The organism is Halomonas sp. SH5A2 (assembly GCF_014263395.1).
In the GTDB taxonomy this organism is placed as follows: domain Bacteria; phylum Pseudomonadota; class Gammaproteobacteria; order Pseudomonadales; family Halomonadaceae; genus Vreelandella.
Genome location: NZ_CP058321.1, coordinates 3,255,043 through 3,269,777, shown reverse-complemented (window position 1 = coordinate 3,269,777; position 14,735 = coordinate 3,255,043). Strand labels below are relative to the sequence as shown.

At 56.3% G+C, this 14,735-nt stretch carries 14 protein-coding genes; 12 read left to right on the top strand and 2 right to left on the bottom strand.

The genetic code is table 11. The features are described from left to right. Positions 1–84 precede the first annotated feature (84 nt). The 6 genes from HXW73_RS15155 to HXW73_RS15130 are packed head-to-tail and all read left to right on the top strand — an operon-like array spanning position 85 to position 4,490. Entirely contained in the window at positions 85–1,020 is a 936-nt protein-coding gene (locus tag HXW73_RS15155; protein ID WP_186253867.1) for an ABC transporter ATP-binding protein, read from the top strand. Further along, positions 1,017–1,778 carry an ABC transporter permease gene (locus tag HXW73_RS15150; protein WP_066316609.1) on the top strand — a complete coding sequence of 254 codons (762 nt, stop codon included), beginning with the start codon at positions 1,017–1,019 and terminating at the stop codon, positions 1,776–1,778. Before HXW73_RS15155 ends, HXW73_RS15150 begins: the two co-directional genes overlap by 4 nt. Positions 1,779–1,812: 34 nt before the next feature. After that, positions 1,813–2,817 carry a nucleoid-associated protein gene (locus HXW73_RS15145; RefSeq protein WP_186253866.1) on the top strand — a complete coding sequence of 335 codons (1,005 nt, stop codon included), beginning with the start codon at positions 1,813–1,815 and terminating at the stop codon, positions 2,815–2,817. 36 nt (positions 2,818–2,853) lie between these two features. Continuing rightward, positions 2,854–3,318, top strand: a complete 465-nt coding sequence (locus HXW73_RS15140) for a tellurite resistance TerB family protein (protein ID WP_186253865.1) — start codon at positions 2,854–2,856, stop codon at positions 3,316–3,318. After that, complete coding sequence (locus HXW73_RS15135) at positions 3,311–3,904, top strand: exopolysaccharide biosynthesis protein (RefSeq protein ID WP_186253864.1); 594 nt, start codon at positions 3,311–3,313, stop codon at positions 3,902–3,904. Before HXW73_RS15140 ends, HXW73_RS15135 begins: the two co-directional genes overlap by 8 nt. A 28-nt stretch (positions 3,905–3,932) precedes the next feature. Then, positions 3,933–4,490, top strand: a complete 558-nt coding sequence (locus HXW73_RS15130) for a YqhA family protein (RefSeq protein WP_186253863.1) — start codon at positions 3,933–3,935, stop codon at positions 4,488–4,490. Positions 4,491–4,495: 5 nt separating this feature from the next. Here HXW73_RS15130 and HXW73_RS15125 read toward each other — a convergent pair whose 3' ends face one another. Then, positions 4,496–5,530, bottom strand: a complete 1,035-nt coding sequence (locus tag HXW73_RS15125) for a serine hydrolase domain-containing protein (protein WP_186253862.1) — start codon at positions 5,528–5,530, stop codon at positions 4,496–4,498. Positions 5,531–5,823: 293 nt separating this feature from the next. Beyond that, positions 5,824–6,117, bottom strand: coding sequence for a hypothetical protein (locus HXW73_RS15120; RefSeq protein WP_186253861.1), 294 nt, complete (start codon positions 6,115–6,117; stop codon positions 5,824–5,826). Positions 6,118–6,346: 229 nt separating this feature from the next. Between HXW73_RS15120 and HXW73_RS15115 the strand changes: the two genes are divergently transcribed. The 6 genes from HXW73_RS15115 (at position 6,347) to HXW73_RS15090 (ending at position 14,719) form a co-directional block, all read left to right on the top strand. Next, positions 6,347–7,663, top strand: a complete 1,317-nt coding sequence (locus tag HXW73_RS15115) for a UDP-glucose dehydrogenase family protein (protein ID WP_186253860.1) — start codon at positions 6,347–6,349, stop codon at positions 7,661–7,663. Positions 7,664–7,896: 233 nt separating this feature from the next. Continuing rightward, complete coding sequence (gene fliD / locus HXW73_RS15110; RefSeq protein ID WP_186253859.1) at positions 7,897–9,249, top strand: flagellar filament capping protein FliD; 1,353 nt, start codon at positions 7,897–7,899, stop codon at positions 9,247–9,249. A gap of 223 nt (positions 9,250–9,472) precedes the next feature. After that, positions 9,473–10,867 carry a flagellar filament capping protein FliD gene (fliD, locus tag HXW73_RS15105; RefSeq protein ID WP_186253858.1) on the top strand — a complete coding sequence of 465 codons (1,395 nt, stop codon included), beginning with the start codon at positions 9,473–9,475 and terminating at the stop codon, positions 10,865–10,867. 240 nt (positions 10,868–11,107) lie between these two features. Beyond that, positions 11,108–12,373 carry a FliC/FljB family flagellin gene (locus HXW73_RS15100; protein WP_186253857.1) on the top strand — a complete coding sequence of 422 codons (1,266 nt, stop codon included), beginning with the start codon at positions 11,108–11,110 and terminating at the stop codon, positions 12,371–12,373. Positions 12,374–12,461: 88 nt separating this feature from the next. Continuing rightward, a complete protein-coding gene (locus HXW73_RS15095) occupies positions 12,462–12,653 on the top strand; it encodes a hypothetical protein (protein ID WP_186253856.1) in 192 nt (63 codons plus the stop codon). Between the two features lie 407 nt (positions 12,654–13,060). Beyond that, positions 13,061–14,719, top strand: coding sequence for a methyl-accepting chemotaxis protein (locus HXW73_RS15090; protein ID WP_186253855.1), 1,659 nt, complete (start codon positions 13,061–13,063; stop codon positions 14,717–14,719). Positions 14,720–14,735 lie beyond the last annotated feature (16 nt).

Here is a 14,735-nt window from a genome sequence, read left to right as displayed (position 1 = left end):
CGTTTTTTTGCTGCCCCGTGTTAAACTATCGCCCGCGCCATTCGCCACCAGCGGCCTACTCAGCCGCTTTGTCAGGAGCCTGCCTTGAACGATGCCATTATCGAAATCCGAGGTCTGAATAAAACCTACCGGGGCGGCTTTCAAGCGCTCAGCCGTGTCGATTTACAGATCCAGCGCGGCGAAATTTTTGCCCTACTGGGCCCCAATGGGGCGGGCAAAACCACGCTGATCAGCGTGGTATGTGGTCTGGTCAACCCCAGCGAAGGTCAGGTACTGGTGGATGGCTTCGATAACGTCGCCGACTACCGCCAAGCCCGCGAGCGCATTGGCCTGGTACCCCAGGAACTCACCAATGAAGCGTTTGAAACCGTCTGGAACACGGTCAGCTTCAGCCGCGGGCTGTTCGGCAAGGCGCCAAACCCGGCGCATATCGAAAGCGTGCTCAAATCGCTGGCGCTGTGGGATAAGCGCAATAACCGCTTGATCACGCTCTCCGGTGGGATGAAACGCCGCGTGCTGATCGCCAAGGCGCTGTCCCACGAGCCGCGCATCCTGTTTCTGGACGAACCGACCGCTGGTGTCGACGTCGAGCTGCGCCGCGAGATGTGGCAGGTGGTGCGCGAGCTGCGCGATAACGGTGTGACCATCATCCTGACCACCCACTACATCGAAGAAGCCGAAGAAATGGCCGACCGCATCGGCGTGATCAACAACGGTGAAATCGTACTGGTCGAGGACAAGGCAGCGCTGATGAGCAAGCTGGGCAGCAAGCAGCTGACGCTTTATCTCAACGAGCCGCTGGAAACCCTGCCGTCCGCCCTAGACCGCCCCGAACTCAGCCTGTCGTCCGAAGGCCATGAGCTGGTCTTTACCTACGACGGCCATCAGGAAGACGACGGCCACGGCATCCCCGCGCTGCTCACCGACCTTGAACGCGAAGGCATTGCCTTCAAGGACCTGCACACCCGGCAAAGCTCGCTGGAAGATATTTTCGTTGACCTGGTTAAGGAGCGCGCATGAATCTTTATCCTGTTCGCGCCATCTACATGGCTGAAATGGCGCGTACCCGGCGCACCCTGCTGCAAAGTATTGTCTCGCCGGTGATTTCGACATCGCTCTACTTCGTCGTCTTTGGCGCGGCGATTGGCTCGCGCATCAGCGAGATTGATGGCATCAGCTACGGCGCCTTTATCGTGCCGGGCCTGATCATGCTGATGCTGCTGACGCAAAGCGTATCGAACGCCTCGTTCGGGATATTCTTTCCCAAGTTCTCCGGCAGCATTTACGAGCTACTCTCGGCACCGATCTCGTACCTGGAAATAGTCATGGGCTACGTGGGCGCGGCGGCCTCCAAGTCGATCCTGCTGGGGCTGATCATTCTCGCCACCTCCGGGTTTTTTGTGCCTTTGGAAGTCGCCCACCCCTTCTGGATGCTGACCTTTCTGGTGCTCACCGCGGTTACCTTCAGCCTGCTGGGCTTTATCATTGGTATCTGGGCCGAGGGCTTTGACCGCTTGCAGCTAGTGCCGCTGTTGGTGATTACCCCGCTGACCTTCCTGGGCGGCAGTTTCTACTCCATCGACATGCTGCCGCCGTTCTGGCAGGGCGTCACGCTGCTCAACCCGGTGGTGTATCTGGTCAGTGGCTTTCGCTGGAGCTTTTACGGCATCAGTGATGTCAGCCTGGCGGCCAGCGTTATCATGATATGCCTGTTCCTGGCGGTCTGTTTAGCCACCATTGGCTGGATTTTCCGCACGGGCTACCGTCTTAAACCCTAGCCTTAAACCCTAGTAAGGGAGCGCCACACGTCTTATGCCACTACTGCACAGTATCGTTCACCGCCTGGACCCGACGCTCGACGGCGAGCGCCTGACGCTGACAGCCGCCCCGGCAGAGGCCGACAGCGCCGAGCCGGTAATGGAAAGCCTGGTCAGCGCGCTCAACGACACCTACAACACTAAGCCCAAAGGCTGGGGGCGATTTGCCGAAGAGGGCGAGCACGCCGGGCCGTTATCGGTGTGGCTGAAAGACTACCTCGCCGGTGAGCAGCGCTTTTCGGAGCTTGCCACCGCGCTTGCCGAGCGGCTCGTCAGCACCTTGCAAGAGCAGCTGTCAGTCAGTGGTTACCTGGTGATCAGCCATCAGCGCCAGGGCGATACCGAAACGCTTTTCATGGGGCTTGCCCATCAGCGTGAGGGCATTGGCATCGATGACTCGCACCAGGCGGTGCCTGCCGCCCAGCTCAATACCCGTCAGCTGACGCTGGCCGCGCGGATCAATCTCAGCCAGTGGCAGAGCGACTCGCCGGATGCCCAGTACGTGTCCTTCCTCAAGGACCGCGGCGGCAAGAAGCTGGGCGAGGGGATGGCGACCTTGCTGGGCATGGAAGAAGGCATCGATGCACCCACAGAGACCCGCACGCTGCTCAAGGCCTTCAGCGACTACGTCGAGAAAGAGGATTTCGACGATGAGGCCAGCCGGGAAAAAACCGACACGCTGGTGGATTACGCCAACGACCAGATGAGCCGTGGGGAACCCATGACGCTCGATGAACTCTCAGCGCTGGTCGATGAACAACAGCCCAAGGCCTTTTACGAGCATATTCGTAATGCCGACTATGGCCTTTCGCCGGAAATCCCCCCGGACAAGCGCACGATCAATCAATTCCGGCGGTTTACCGGGCGTGCGGGCGGTGTCTCGATCAGTTTTGACTCGCACCTGCTCGGCTCAAGTATTGAATACGATGCCACCCAGGACCGGTTGATCATCAAGCAGGTGCCCAAACAGTTAAAAGAGCAACTGACCAAGCAGTCGTAAGGCGCTCGCAGCGCCTTGCTGGCCGAGGAGAACCCCATGCTGGACACCATCCAACAGTTTTTTCAGCGCACGCTTTCGCACCCCGAGCAGCGTGAGAACCAGACCATCACCCTCGAGCGGGCCTCGGCCGCGTTGCTGTTCGAGATTGCCCGGGCCGACCACGATACCAGCGACGCCGAGCTTGAGGCGTTGCGTCGCATGCTACTGCAGCGCTACCAGCTCAGTGAAACCGATGTTGACGAGCTGATGGCGCTGGCGCGGGACGAAGTGGAAAACGCTGTCGACCACTACCAGTTTGTCAGCCTGATCAAGGACGAATACGGCTACGATCGACGCTGCGAGCTGGTGGCGTTGATGTGGCAACTGGCCTGGGCCGACGGCAGCGTCGATGCTCTGGAAGAGCACCGTATTCGGCGCCTGGCTGATCTCCTCCACGTCAGCCACAGCGATTTTATTCGCACCAAACTATTAACCGAGGAGCGTATTAACCAGGATGGATGATCGCAACGAAGGCTCAACATTAATGGATTTAATTGCGTCGTTGGAACGCATGGAACAGGAAGTTCAGCGAGTCAGTGTTGACGATGTGGTGAATGCCGTGGGGCGGCGTTCTTTCGGCCCTCTGCTGTTGGTGACGGGGCTGATCACGCTGGCACCGATTATTGGTGATATTCCCGGTATGCCAACGCTGATGGCGATCCTGGTGCTGCTGGTGTCTGGGCAATTGCTGGCCGGGCGGGAGACCTTCTGGCTGCCCAGCTGGATGCTCAAGCGCTCGATTTCGCGCCGCAAGTTCGATAAAGGCATTTACTATTTAAAAAAGCCTGCCCGCTGGATTGATGGGCTGTTGCGGGTTCGCCTGCCGTGGTTAACCGGTTATATTGGCATTCGCGTGACGGCCTTTGTGTGCCTGTTGATTGCCCTGGCCATGCCGCCAATGGAGTTTATTCCCTTTTCTGCCAACGGCGCCGGGCTGGCGCTGTCGCTGCTAGGCCTGGGTCTGGTCGCACGGGATGGCGCCGCATTGCTGCTTGGGTTTGCGCTGTTTGGCATCACCTGCACGCTCATTCTCGTTGGCCTGCTTTAATCGTTGCGTTAATTACAAGGAACCCACCATGACCGATACGCCCCCGACGCCCCCCAAGCCGCCCGAACAGCAAGGCCGCTGGGAGCGGCGAATCGAAACCGCGCTTTGGAACTCGCGGTTTCTGGTCATGCTGGCCGTGGTGCCCAGCCTGATCGGCGCGGTCATGCTGTTCGTGGTGGGCACTATAGATATCTTCAAAGTCGTGATGCGAACGCTGCACTACTATCTCGTGGACAGCAGCGTCGATATCCACGAAAGCCTGGTGCCCGATATTATTATCGCCGTGGATATCTATCTGATCGCCATCGTGTTGATGATATTCGGGTTAGGCATCTACCGGCTGTTTGTATCGCGTATTGACCAGGCGGAAGCGCGCTATCCTCATCATCCGTTTAACGTCGCTTCGCTCGATCAGCTAAAGGATAAAATCGCCCGCGTGGTGATTCTCGCGGTGATCATTGAATTCTTCCGCGCGGTCGTGGATATCCGCTTCGCCACCCCGCTGGAAGCAATCTATCTGGCGCTTTCGGTTCTCGCCCTGGCCGCTGCGCTCTACCTGATGAGCCTGGGTCACAAAAAGGAGTAGCAGACTTACTCATGCGTTAATAGGCCCGCAACCATAGCATTCAAGCGCTCCTGAAACTGCCCGCCGGGCGAGGGCGGCGTTGGGTCAGCGGTCATTACGATGGTTAATGCCCGCTCGGGGACCACGAACAGCGCCTGGCCGCCGAACCCGCGTCCGTAATAAACGTCTTCGCCGCCCAACTGCGTGATAAACCAGCCATAGCCGTAACCGTCGCCCGTCCAGCGTGAGGCGCCCCGCGGCGTCCACGAGCGCTCGACCCAGCCTTCCGGCAGCACGCGCCGTTCGTTTCCGTTGCTATCAACCACTCTGCCATCGTTGCGATACAGCTCGCCGATTTCCACCAGTGCACGCGGCGAGAGCTGCATATCGTTGCCGCCGAAGTAGATGCCCTGAGGGTCCTGCAGCCAGGGGGGAATGGCAATAGACAGCGGCTCGGCCAGCAACCGCTGGGCCAAGGCGTAGGTGGACTCACCGCTGGCGTACGTCAGCGCTGCAGACAGCAGATGGCTGGAGCCAGTGGAATACAGCATGCGCCCGCCAGGTTGGTCGACAAACGGTCGCGTCAAGGCATCTTCTACCCAGTTGGGGCTGGCCACCCAGGCGGCGTAATTCTGGCCGGACGTGCGCTCAAGCCCCGCCTGCAACGACAGCAAGTGGCTCACGGTAATATCGGCAACTTCCGGGGCCGCCGCGTCAGGCACGCGATTGCCGAGCAGCGACACCAGCGACTGATCGGTGGATTCGATAATACCTTCTTTAATAGTGGCCCCCACCAGCGCCGCCAGCACGGTTTTCGAGAGCGACTTGATGTTGGCGGGCGCATCTACGCCAGGGCCGCCCTGGTGATGCTCGTGAATGATCTCGCCCTGGTGGGCCACCACGATACTGTGCAAGCGCGAATAACCACGGGCTTCGTCGCTCAGGTTGCTGAGCGCATCAGTGCTGGGCGGTGCGGGAGACGTTGGTTGGGCACTGATGGCAGTGGGAAAAAGCGTGGCAGCGAAAAAACTGATACAAGCGGCGGACATCAACAAGCGCATGGCGAACCCTCGGCAAACAGGAAACTGTTCGAGTCCGATGCCGCACAAGGGTTCCTGCGTCAACAGGCCCTAGTGAGGGATATCAACGAACGTCTTGAATACGCAAAACCTGAAAAGGGCTGCTAGGCTGTAGAGGGTCTAGCAAGACATTGCTTTTTAACCACGCAATTCGCAAGGAGTGCATCTATGAGAAATATTATCTACATCATCGGACTGATCGTGGTCGTGCTGTTTATCCTGTCCTTTCTCGGCATCCGCTAGCAACTAGCAATACGTTCAGTTTCAGGGCTTGTTTAGGCGCAGTCCGCTGCGCCTTCCCCAAACATATCAAACATCAGTTCGCGGCCCATTGGCGTCAATACAAAACGACCTTGCTCGTTACGGGTGGCCGCTTGGCTGGTTTCCAGCACCTGCTGGCAGGTGGCCCAGTCGGGCGCGTTCTGGCTGAGCGACTGCAATTCCTTATTGCTCAGACCACGTTTGGTCAGAGTAATGGTTTCCAGCACATGCCCGTTGTCGTAAAGCATCTCGGCCACGACGGCCAAACACTGGCGTAGACTGCGCTGAACGTGACTGGCGGTGGGCATTTCCTTCTCCTGCGACTGATATGTTAGGCGGGCAGCACTGAACGTCTAAAACGGATGTTCAATGCTATGTTCTCAATGTTGAGGTGCTGCAGCGCATTATAAACGAAAGTCGATATTAGACCAACGTCTAGTCTGTGTTTTTCCTGTGGCATCCCGTCATCAAAGCCCAAACGACGTGATAAGCTCGCCATAAATTTCGTCACCCGTATTGAGAGTGAGTTAACACGGCATGCATATCAGTGTTTTTGGAACCGGTTACGTAGGATTAGTCGCAGGCGCCTGCCTGGCCGATGTCGGCCATCAAGTCACCTGCATGGACGTCAACGCCGAGCGGATCGCCCAGTTGAATGCCGGTGAAGTACCCATCTTCGAGCCGGGCCTCAGCAACCTCGTGGCGCATAACGTCGACGCCGGGCGGCTCAGCTTCACCACCAACGCCGAGCAAGCCGTGCGCGACGGTGAACTCGTGTTTATCGCCGTGGGCACCCCGCCGGATGAAGACGGCAGCGCCGACTTGCGCTACGTGCTTGAGGTCGCACGTACCATCGGCCAGTACATGAATGATTACAAGCTGGTGATCAACAAATCCACCGTGCCGGTGGGCACCGCTGAAAAGGTGCAGGCGGCGATCAGCGATATCCTTGACGCCCGCGGTGTCGATGTGCCGTTTGATGTGTGCTCCAACCCTGAATTCATGAAAGAAGGTGCCGCGATTGAGGACTTCACCCGCGGCGCGCGGATTATCGTCGGTACTGAAAGTGAGCGTGTCAAAGCGCGCATGCAGGAATGCTATGCACCCTATAACCGTAACCACGAAAAGCTGATGTTCATGAGCGTGCGCGCGGCGGAGCTGACCAAATACGCCGCTAACGCCATGCTGGCGACCAAGATCAGCTTCATGAACGAAATGGCCAATCTCGCCGAACGCCTCGATGTGGATATTGAAGACGTGCGCCGGGGTATCGGTAGCGACCCGCGCATCGGCTACCACTTTATCTACCCCGGCTGCGGCTACGGCGGCTCGTGCTTTCCCAAGGATGTACAGGCCCTGGAGCGCACTGCTCGCCAGTTGGGCTATACGCCTGCGCTGCTCAGCGCGGTAGAAGCGGTCAACCTGCTGCAGAAACAAACGCTATTCACCAAACTGCAAACCTCGCTGGGTGATGTGGCAGGCAAGACCATCGCCGTGTGGGGGCTCGCCTTCAAGCCTGACACCGACGACATGCGCGAAGCCCCCAGCCGCACGCTGATGGAAGCGCTCTGGCTAGCGGGCGCGAAGGTCCAGGCGTTCGACCCGGAAGCCATGGCCGAATGCCGCCGCCTCTACGGTGACCGCGACGACCTAATGCTCGCCGGCGATCGCATTCAGGCGGTAAAAGGCGCGGATGCCCTGGTAATCTGCACCGAATGGAAAGCATTTCGCAGCGTCGATCTGGAATGGCTGGCCAGCCAGCTAAACGACAAACTGGTGGTCGATGGACGCAACCTGTTTACTCCAAGCGCGGCCAAGGCGGCAGGGCTTACCTACCTGGGCGTTGGGCGCTAGCGTGTATTTACACACCCACGGTTACATTTTAAAACAGAAATAATGGCTAGAATATTAAAGCTCAGGCTTGATAAGCCGAGGCAATTAAGTAACAAGTTACGATATGGATAAGTAATTAATAATTTTGACGTTGGCAACGCATCAGCTCAGGACAGTTCAACCAAAGGGTTGGGTTAGAACAGAGTTAGGTTAAAGACAGTTGCCCCACTCGTTTCAAAAAAGGCGGTTAGCGTATGGGTGCTATTTCATCTCTCGGTATTGGGTCAGGGTTAGACCTGAACGGCTTGCTCGATCAGCTTGAAACCGCTGAGCGACAAAAGCTCGTCCCGATTGAGCAGCAAGTAGAAACCGAGCAAACCAAAATCTCAGCCTATGGGCAGCTAGAGAGTGCGCTTTCGACATTTCAAGACTCGGCCAGCGCTTTGGCGGACAGCACTCTCTTTGGGAGCCTGTCGGCCAACGTAAGTGGTGAGGCAGTCAGCGCTACCGCCGACGAAACCGCCGTGACCGGCAGCTACAATATCACCGTAGGCACCATGGCCACGCGCGGCACTTTGGCCTCTGACGGGGTAGATGACCCAGAGGCAGCGCTAACTACTGCCGATCAAAACATGACCTTTGCCTTTGGCGACGGCAGTGAAACGACGGTTGCCATCGCCGCTGATAGCTCTCTGGAAGACATTCGCGATGCCATCAATGCTGATGAAAACGCGGGTGTAAATGCCACTATCATCAACGATGGTACGCAAAACCGTCTGGCGCTAAGTTCCCGTGAAACCGGTGCGGATGCCTCTATCAGCAATTTTACTTTCGATGGAGATGCACCATTTGCGGCCGACACAGCGAACACATTGCAAGACGGTACTGACGCTGCGCTAAACGTCAATGGTATTGATATCACTAGCGCAACCAATCAAGTTGAGGGTGCGATTCAAGGCGTTACGCTGAACCTGCAAAGCACGGGTGATAGCACCGTTACGGTAGAGCAGGATACCCGCGCCGTGCGTGAAGCCGTCACGTCGTTTGTCGATTCGTACAACGCGCTGAAAGAGGCAGCAGGCGAGCTGACAAGCTTTAATCAGGAGACCGGCGAGGCCGGCCCGCTCAACGGTGACAGCACGGTTCGAACCGTTGAGTCTCGCATGCGCAGCGTGCTCAGCGGCGGTGTTGAACAAGAGGGCGATGGCTTCTCGATGCTAAGCCAAGTGGGTATTTCACTCGAAGTGGATGGCACGCTCTCGCTGGATGAAGACAAGCTCAATGACGTTGTCGCCAATGACCAGGAAGCCCTTTCCGATTTCTTCGCGGGCGATGGCGATAACCCAGGCCTGGCAGGTCAGGTGAATACCGCCGTGGAGCAAATGCTGAGCACCAATGGTACCGTAACTGGAGCGATCAGCGGCAGTGAAAGCCGTATCGAGTCACTTGGCGACCGCTACACCAGCATGGAGCAGTCCATCGGCCAAACCATCGACCGCTACCGCACCCAGTTTGGTCAATTGGACGGCATGATTGCCGAGATGAATCAAACCAGCAATTATCTTACCGACCAATTTGCTGCTTTGGATGCTCAAATGGGCGGCTAAGTATGCGCGACTCGCGCGACCGATAGGCACGCAAGGCCCGCTCAGAGCGGGCTTTTTTCTATCTGCATGATACATAAAGCAACAAAAAAGCACTAAAGACGCCTTCTGTTTGGCCGATAAATTAAAAACAATTAATGAAGCATTAATTCAAAACACAACACGCGCTGCCTGCTTATTGGTGCAATACGTGTTTGGTTTAGCCTATTCACTGAGGATTCCCAGTATGGCGACGATAACCTCTCTTGGTATTGGCTCAGGCCTCGACCTAAACGGTTTGCTTGATCAATTACAAAAAGCCGAGCGTGGCAAGCTGGCACCCATCACTCGCCAGCAAGCACAGCAGGAAGCCAAGATCTCCGCTTACGGCAAAATTCAATCCTCCATGGATAAGTTCCAGGCGACGGTTGATGCGCTGAACGACCCGCAGCTTTACCAAAGCCTTTCTGCCAATGTGCGGGGTGATGCGATCAAAGCCAGTGCTAACGCAGATGCCCTCCCTGGTAGCTATACCGTTGAGGTTACCGCGCTGGCCACCAGTGGCACGTTGGCTTCCCAGCGTGTAACCGATAGCGACACCCCCCTTGATATGGGCGGTGCCACCCAGCTGCGGCTCGATTTTGCTGGACAGGCTAGCGTGAATGTTGACGTGGCGGCAGACAGCAGCCTGGAAGATATTCGCGATGCGATTAATGCCCACGAAGACGCGGGCGTCAGCGCTAGCGTTATTTTTGACGGCGAAGGCTACCGCCTGGCGCTTAGCTCCAAGGAAACTGGCCTGGATGCTTCGGTAACCGGTTTCAGCTTCGTGGATGCGGATGGCGTTGATGTGGCTACGCCGCCCTTCGCCAGCGACACTGCGCAAAGCGGCCAGGATGCCGCGCTGACGGTTAATGGCATCACCATTACCAGCGCGAGCAACAGTATTGAAGACGCCATTCAAGGCGTAACCCTGAACCTGGGCGAGCTAAGCCTGGGTGCGGGCGAAACTGCCAGCAGTACCATCAACGTTGAGCGCAACACGCTAAAAGTGCGCGAGGCGATTGGCGAATTTGTTAAAGCCTTCAATAACGTAAAAAGCACCATTGGCACCGCCACCAATTATGATAGTGAGACAGGTGTGGCGGCGGAGTTGGTGGGCGATAGTACTGTGCGCACCATCGAAAACCGCCTTCGCAGCGTATTGACTGGTGGTGTTGCGGGCGGTGAGTTTTCCACACTAACCCAGCTAGGTATTACTCTGCAGCGCGACGGCACGCTGGAAATGGACGACGACGCTGTAAGCGATTTGGCCAAAAACAGCCCCGATGCCTTGAGCGATTTCTTTACCGGAGTAGAAGGTAATGAGAACTCAGTAGGGCTGGCTAGCAGTCTGAGTACAACGCTTGAACAACTGATGAGCAAAACCGGCACTTTGGGCAATGCCATTAGCGGCGCAGAAAACCGCATCGATAGCCTGGGTGAGCGCTATGAGCGTATGGAAAGCACCATCGAGCGCACCATTAGCCGCTACCGTACCCAGTTTGGCCAGTTGGACGCGATGATTGCGCAAATGAACAGTACAAGTACCTACCTCACCCAGCAGTTTGATGCGCTGGATTATCAGTTGGGGCGGAAGTAATCCGCTCGTTAGCAGCGATAGTGCAAGCTATACCAACAGGGCCGAAAGGCCCTGTTTGCGTATCAAAAGGGCAGTAAGCGCTACAGTTACGTTTGCTAACAATTTCCTAGCTTATTTTGGTGTTTTTTTAGCTTCAGCCCTAAAGGTTCTCCCCGTCGCGCCGTTAATAGTTATAACGGCACACACAGTGGCCGAAAAGCGGGCCTTCCAGGCCAGTGTCCAAGCAAGGAGAATCACACCATGTCAGTGATCAATACCAACATCACCTCGATGATCGGCCAGCAAAACCTGATGAAGTCACAAAATGACTTACAGACTAGCATGGAGCGCTTGAGCTCTGGCCTCCGCATCAACAGCGCCAAAGACGACGCCGCTGGTCAGGCCATCGCCAACCGCATGACCAGCCAAATTACCGGCTTGGGGCAGGCACAGCGTAACGCTAACGACGGTATCTCAGTCTCGCAAACGGCTGAAGGTGCTCTGAACCAGGTAAACGATAACCTGCAGCGTGTTCGTGAACTGACAGTTCAAGCACAGAACGGCACCAACAGCCAGGATGACCTGCAGTCTATCCAGGACGAAATTGGTCAGCGCTTGTCTGAAATCGACCGTATCTCAGAAGAAACTAACTTTAACGGCGTAAAAGTATTGGCGAGTGATCAAGCGCTTAAGATTCAGGTTGGCGCTAATGACGGCGAGACAATCGAAGTTAATCTTAGCGAAATCACGTCTGAGACACTCAAGATGGATAGTCTTGACGTAACCCAGCGCACCGTGCTTTCTGAAGATTTTGGTGCTACCGTCTCCGATACGGATGCCATAACAGCCAAGTTCTCTACTGATGATTTGGCTGCACCCACTGATGCAAATGGCGGTGCTACCACTACCACTACAGACGATATTTATGAACTGGCAGACGGTAGTGGCTTTGCTGTATTAGCTGATGATGGTAACTACTACACCCTTGATACAACTGATGCAGCTGCACTGAGTTACGATAGTACAACTGCAATTGATGCTAGCACTGTCGATACCGAAAGTGGCTCGGTGGATAGCATCCAGGCTGGGGTTACGTTGGATACAGCTACTAACCTTAATGGTTCTGATCTCATTGAAATTAATGATGCTGAAGGTAATGGAACCGGCGAGTACCTGATGGATAACGGTGACGGAACCTATAACCTTGCCACTATCGCTACAGATGGAGTGGCGAGTGAAGGTGAAGCTCTTACTGTTGATCCAATGGCTTCGATTGACTCTGCTCTGAGCCAAGTTGATAGCCTTCGTTCCGAGCTTGGTGCTGTGCAGAACCGTTTTGAATCTGCCATCACTAACCTAAGCACCAATGAGGTTAACCTCTCTGCTGCTCGTTCGCGCATTGAAGACGCTGACTACGCATCTGAAGTTGCCGACATGACGCGCAGCCAGATCCTGCAGCAAGCCGGTACTTCAGTACTTGCCCAGGCCAACCAGATTCCGCAGAACGTTCTGTCTCTGCTGGGTTAATCTGAGGCTTAACGATAGAGCGAACGCTTTATCACTAAGCATACTGACCGGCTCCTTTAAGGGGCCGGTTTTTTTATTTGAGGCAGCCATGACCAATGACGAACATCAGCAGGTGGTTGAAGAGTTGCAAGGTGTAATCATCGAAACGCAAGCGACCATCGAGCGATTTGACGCGACGGGTATGGATGAGCAAATGCCCGAAGATTATGAAAAACTACTGACTGTGCTGGATGATGCAATCAAGCAACAGCGTGAGCATACCAAGGCGATGTTGGAGTAGTGACGCCGCCATGTTAAAGCCCAGGCGAATACACCGTTTATCCTTGAAGACCTACTTCTGAATGAAGGTGAATTTTAATGATCAATGGAAAAAGAGGGCAGGGCTTACCCCAAAGCGTTTGGCGAGCGCCTCGAAATTGCGTCGGGTAAGGTCGCTGTCCCTTGCGGATGAGTATCCTGGAAACCAGCGACTTGCTTTCTATTTCGGGTAGGTCTGCGACACCAAGCCCGTGCTGATCCATCAGAAACCTGAGCTTTTCCACCGTCTCTTTTATTACCTGCAATGTTGAACGTCACCTGCCCTAAAGCCCGCCCTGTCGCAGTCGATAATATAAAAGATAGGATGCATCTACATTCCGCCAGGGTTGGCTATCACCATAACAAGCAAGACAATCAACAGGTGATGCAATGCTGGAGAAACTCCACAAGATCAATGTGAAATACACCCTGGCGTTTATTCTGGTGGCCTTGTCGCTGCTGGGTGTCGTGGTGGTCGATAGTTTGCTTGTCCAATCGATACGCGAACGCATGACGGACTTTAGCGGCTCGTTTAACCCGGCGGTGTCAGCGGTGCTCAATGCGGATCGTGACCTGTACCAGGCGCGAGTGGCCGAGCTTGAAGTACTGCATGAAGCGCCGGGTAGTGAGGGGGCGAGCACTCAGTACGATGATTACCGCGAAAATGCCGAGCAAGCGTATGACCGGATGCATGACTTCCTGACGTTGCTGAACGCGTATCCCCAGGTAAGCGAGGGGCTTGAGCCGTTCGAAGACCGTTTTGCGGCGTGGGAGTCGGCGTCCCAGCTCGTCTTTGAGCTTCATGAGGAAGGCGAGCTTGATGCCGCTGAAGAGCAGTTGGAGGGAGATTCGTTAGCGGCCTTTAATGCCTTGCGTGATCTATACAACATTGCCGGTGAAAGCGCCGACGCGCGGGGTATGGCTCTTGAGCAGGAAACCCTGGGACAGGTGGCCGTGCAGCAGCGCTGGGTGATGGGCTTCACTGCCTTGGTGCTTCTGGCCACATTTGTCATTGCCTTGATGGGGCCGAACCTGATGTCCCGGGCGCTTCGCCAGGTCAGCGGGCGCATTCGCGATATTACCCAGGGCGAGGGCGACCTCACCGCACGCATTGATAGCCAGCGGCGTGACGAGATTGGCGAATTGGCCCGCGAGTTTGATGGCTTTATCGCGCGCATGGATGTCAGCTTCCAGGCGGTGCGCGACGGCGCCCGCAATGTCAATGTGGCGTCGAACGAGATTGCCTCGGGCAGCGAGGACCTTGCGTCCAGAACCGAGCAGCAGGCTTCCGCTCTGCAAGAGACGGCGTCCAGCATGGAGGAGATGTCCTCGATCGTGCGCCAGAACAGCGAGTCGGCCAGCAATGCCGATACGATTTCCAGCCAGGCGGCTGAGAAAGCCGAGAAAGGCGTCAAGGAGGTTCAGCACTCGGTGGAACTGATGCGCGAGCTCGAAGCCAGTTCCCGCAAGGTGGGCGAGATTGTCGAAGTCATCGATTCGATTGCCTTCCAGACCAATATTCTGGCGCTCAATGCCTCGGTCGAGGCGGCGCGAGCGGGTGAGCATGGCCGCGGCTTTGCGGTGGTGGCCAGCGAAGTTCGCAACCTTGCCAGCCGCAGCGCGGATTCCTCCAAAAAGATTCGCGAGATGATCGCGGATATCAGCCAGCGCATCGCCAGCGGCGCCGAGCAGGCGGTACGCAGTGGCGAGGGGATTCAGGACACGGTGGAGGCCATCCGCCAGGTCTCGGGGCTGATGAATGAGATTTCGCTGGCCGTACGCGAGCAGGAATCCGGCATTCAGCAGGTTGGCACGGCGCTGACGCAGATGGATTCCGCCACTCAGCAGAACGTCACGCTGGTGTCGCAAACCAGCAGTTCGGCGGCGTCACTTCAACAGGAAGCCAACCGGCTTACCCGCCTGGTAGATGCCTTCAAGCTGAGTGGCGATAGTTCAGCGGGTGCGTCGACGGCGTTACCCAAGCAGACCTCTCGGCACCCGCCGCAACGCAGTGCACAGAAAAGTGAGCCTGAGTGGGAAGCTTTTTAGTAGCCGTGTTATGTGG

Coding starts and splice junctions, on each gene's coding strand:
- HXW73_RS15100 (WP_186253857.1), top strand. CDS start 11,108: ATGTCAGTGATCAATACCAACATCACCTCGATGATCGGCCAGCAAAAC.
- HXW73_RS15120 (WP_186253861.1), bottom strand. CDS start 6,117: ATGCCCACCGCCAGTCACGTTCAGCGCAGTCTACGCCAGTGTTTGGCC.
- HXW73_RS15145 (WP_186253866.1), top strand. CDS start 1,813: ATGCCACTACTGCACAGTATCGTTCACCGCCTGGACCCGACGCTCGAC.
- fliD (WP_186253858.1), top strand. CDS start 9,473: ATGGCGACGATAACCTCTCTTGGTATTGGCTCAGGCCTCGACCTAAAC.
- HXW73_RS15135 (WP_186253864.1), top strand. CDS start 3,311: ATGGATGATCGCAACGAAGGCTCAACATTAATGGATTTAATTGCGTCG.
- fliD (WP_186253859.1), top strand. CDS start 7,897: ATGGGTGCTATTTCATCTCTCGGTATTGGGTCAGGGTTAGACCTGAAC.
- HXW73_RS15150 (WP_066316609.1), top strand. CDS start 1,017: ATGAATCTTTATCCTGTTCGCGCCATCTACATGGCTGAAATGGCGCGT.
- HXW73_RS15115 (WP_186253860.1), top strand. CDS start 6,347: ATGCATATCAGTGTTTTTGGAACCGGTTACGTAGGATTAGTCGCAGGC.
- HXW73_RS15140 (WP_186253865.1), top strand. CDS start 2,854: ATGCTGGACACCATCCAACAGTTTTTTCAGCGCACGCTTTCGCACCCC.
- HXW73_RS15130 (WP_186253863.1), top strand. CDS start 3,933: ATGACCGATACGCCCCCGACGCCCCCCAAGCCGCCCGAACAGCAAGGC.
- HXW73_RS15090 (WP_186253855.1), top strand. CDS start 13,061: ATGCTGGAGAAACTCCACAAGATCAATGTGAAATACACCCTGGCGTTT.
- HXW73_RS15125 (WP_186253862.1), bottom strand. CDS start 5,530: ATGCGCTTGTTGATGTCCGCCGCTTGTATCAGTTTTTTCGCTGCCACG.
- HXW73_RS15095 (WP_186253856.1), top strand. CDS start 12,462: ATGACCAATGACGAACATCAGCAGGTGGTTGAAGAGTTGCAAGGTGTA.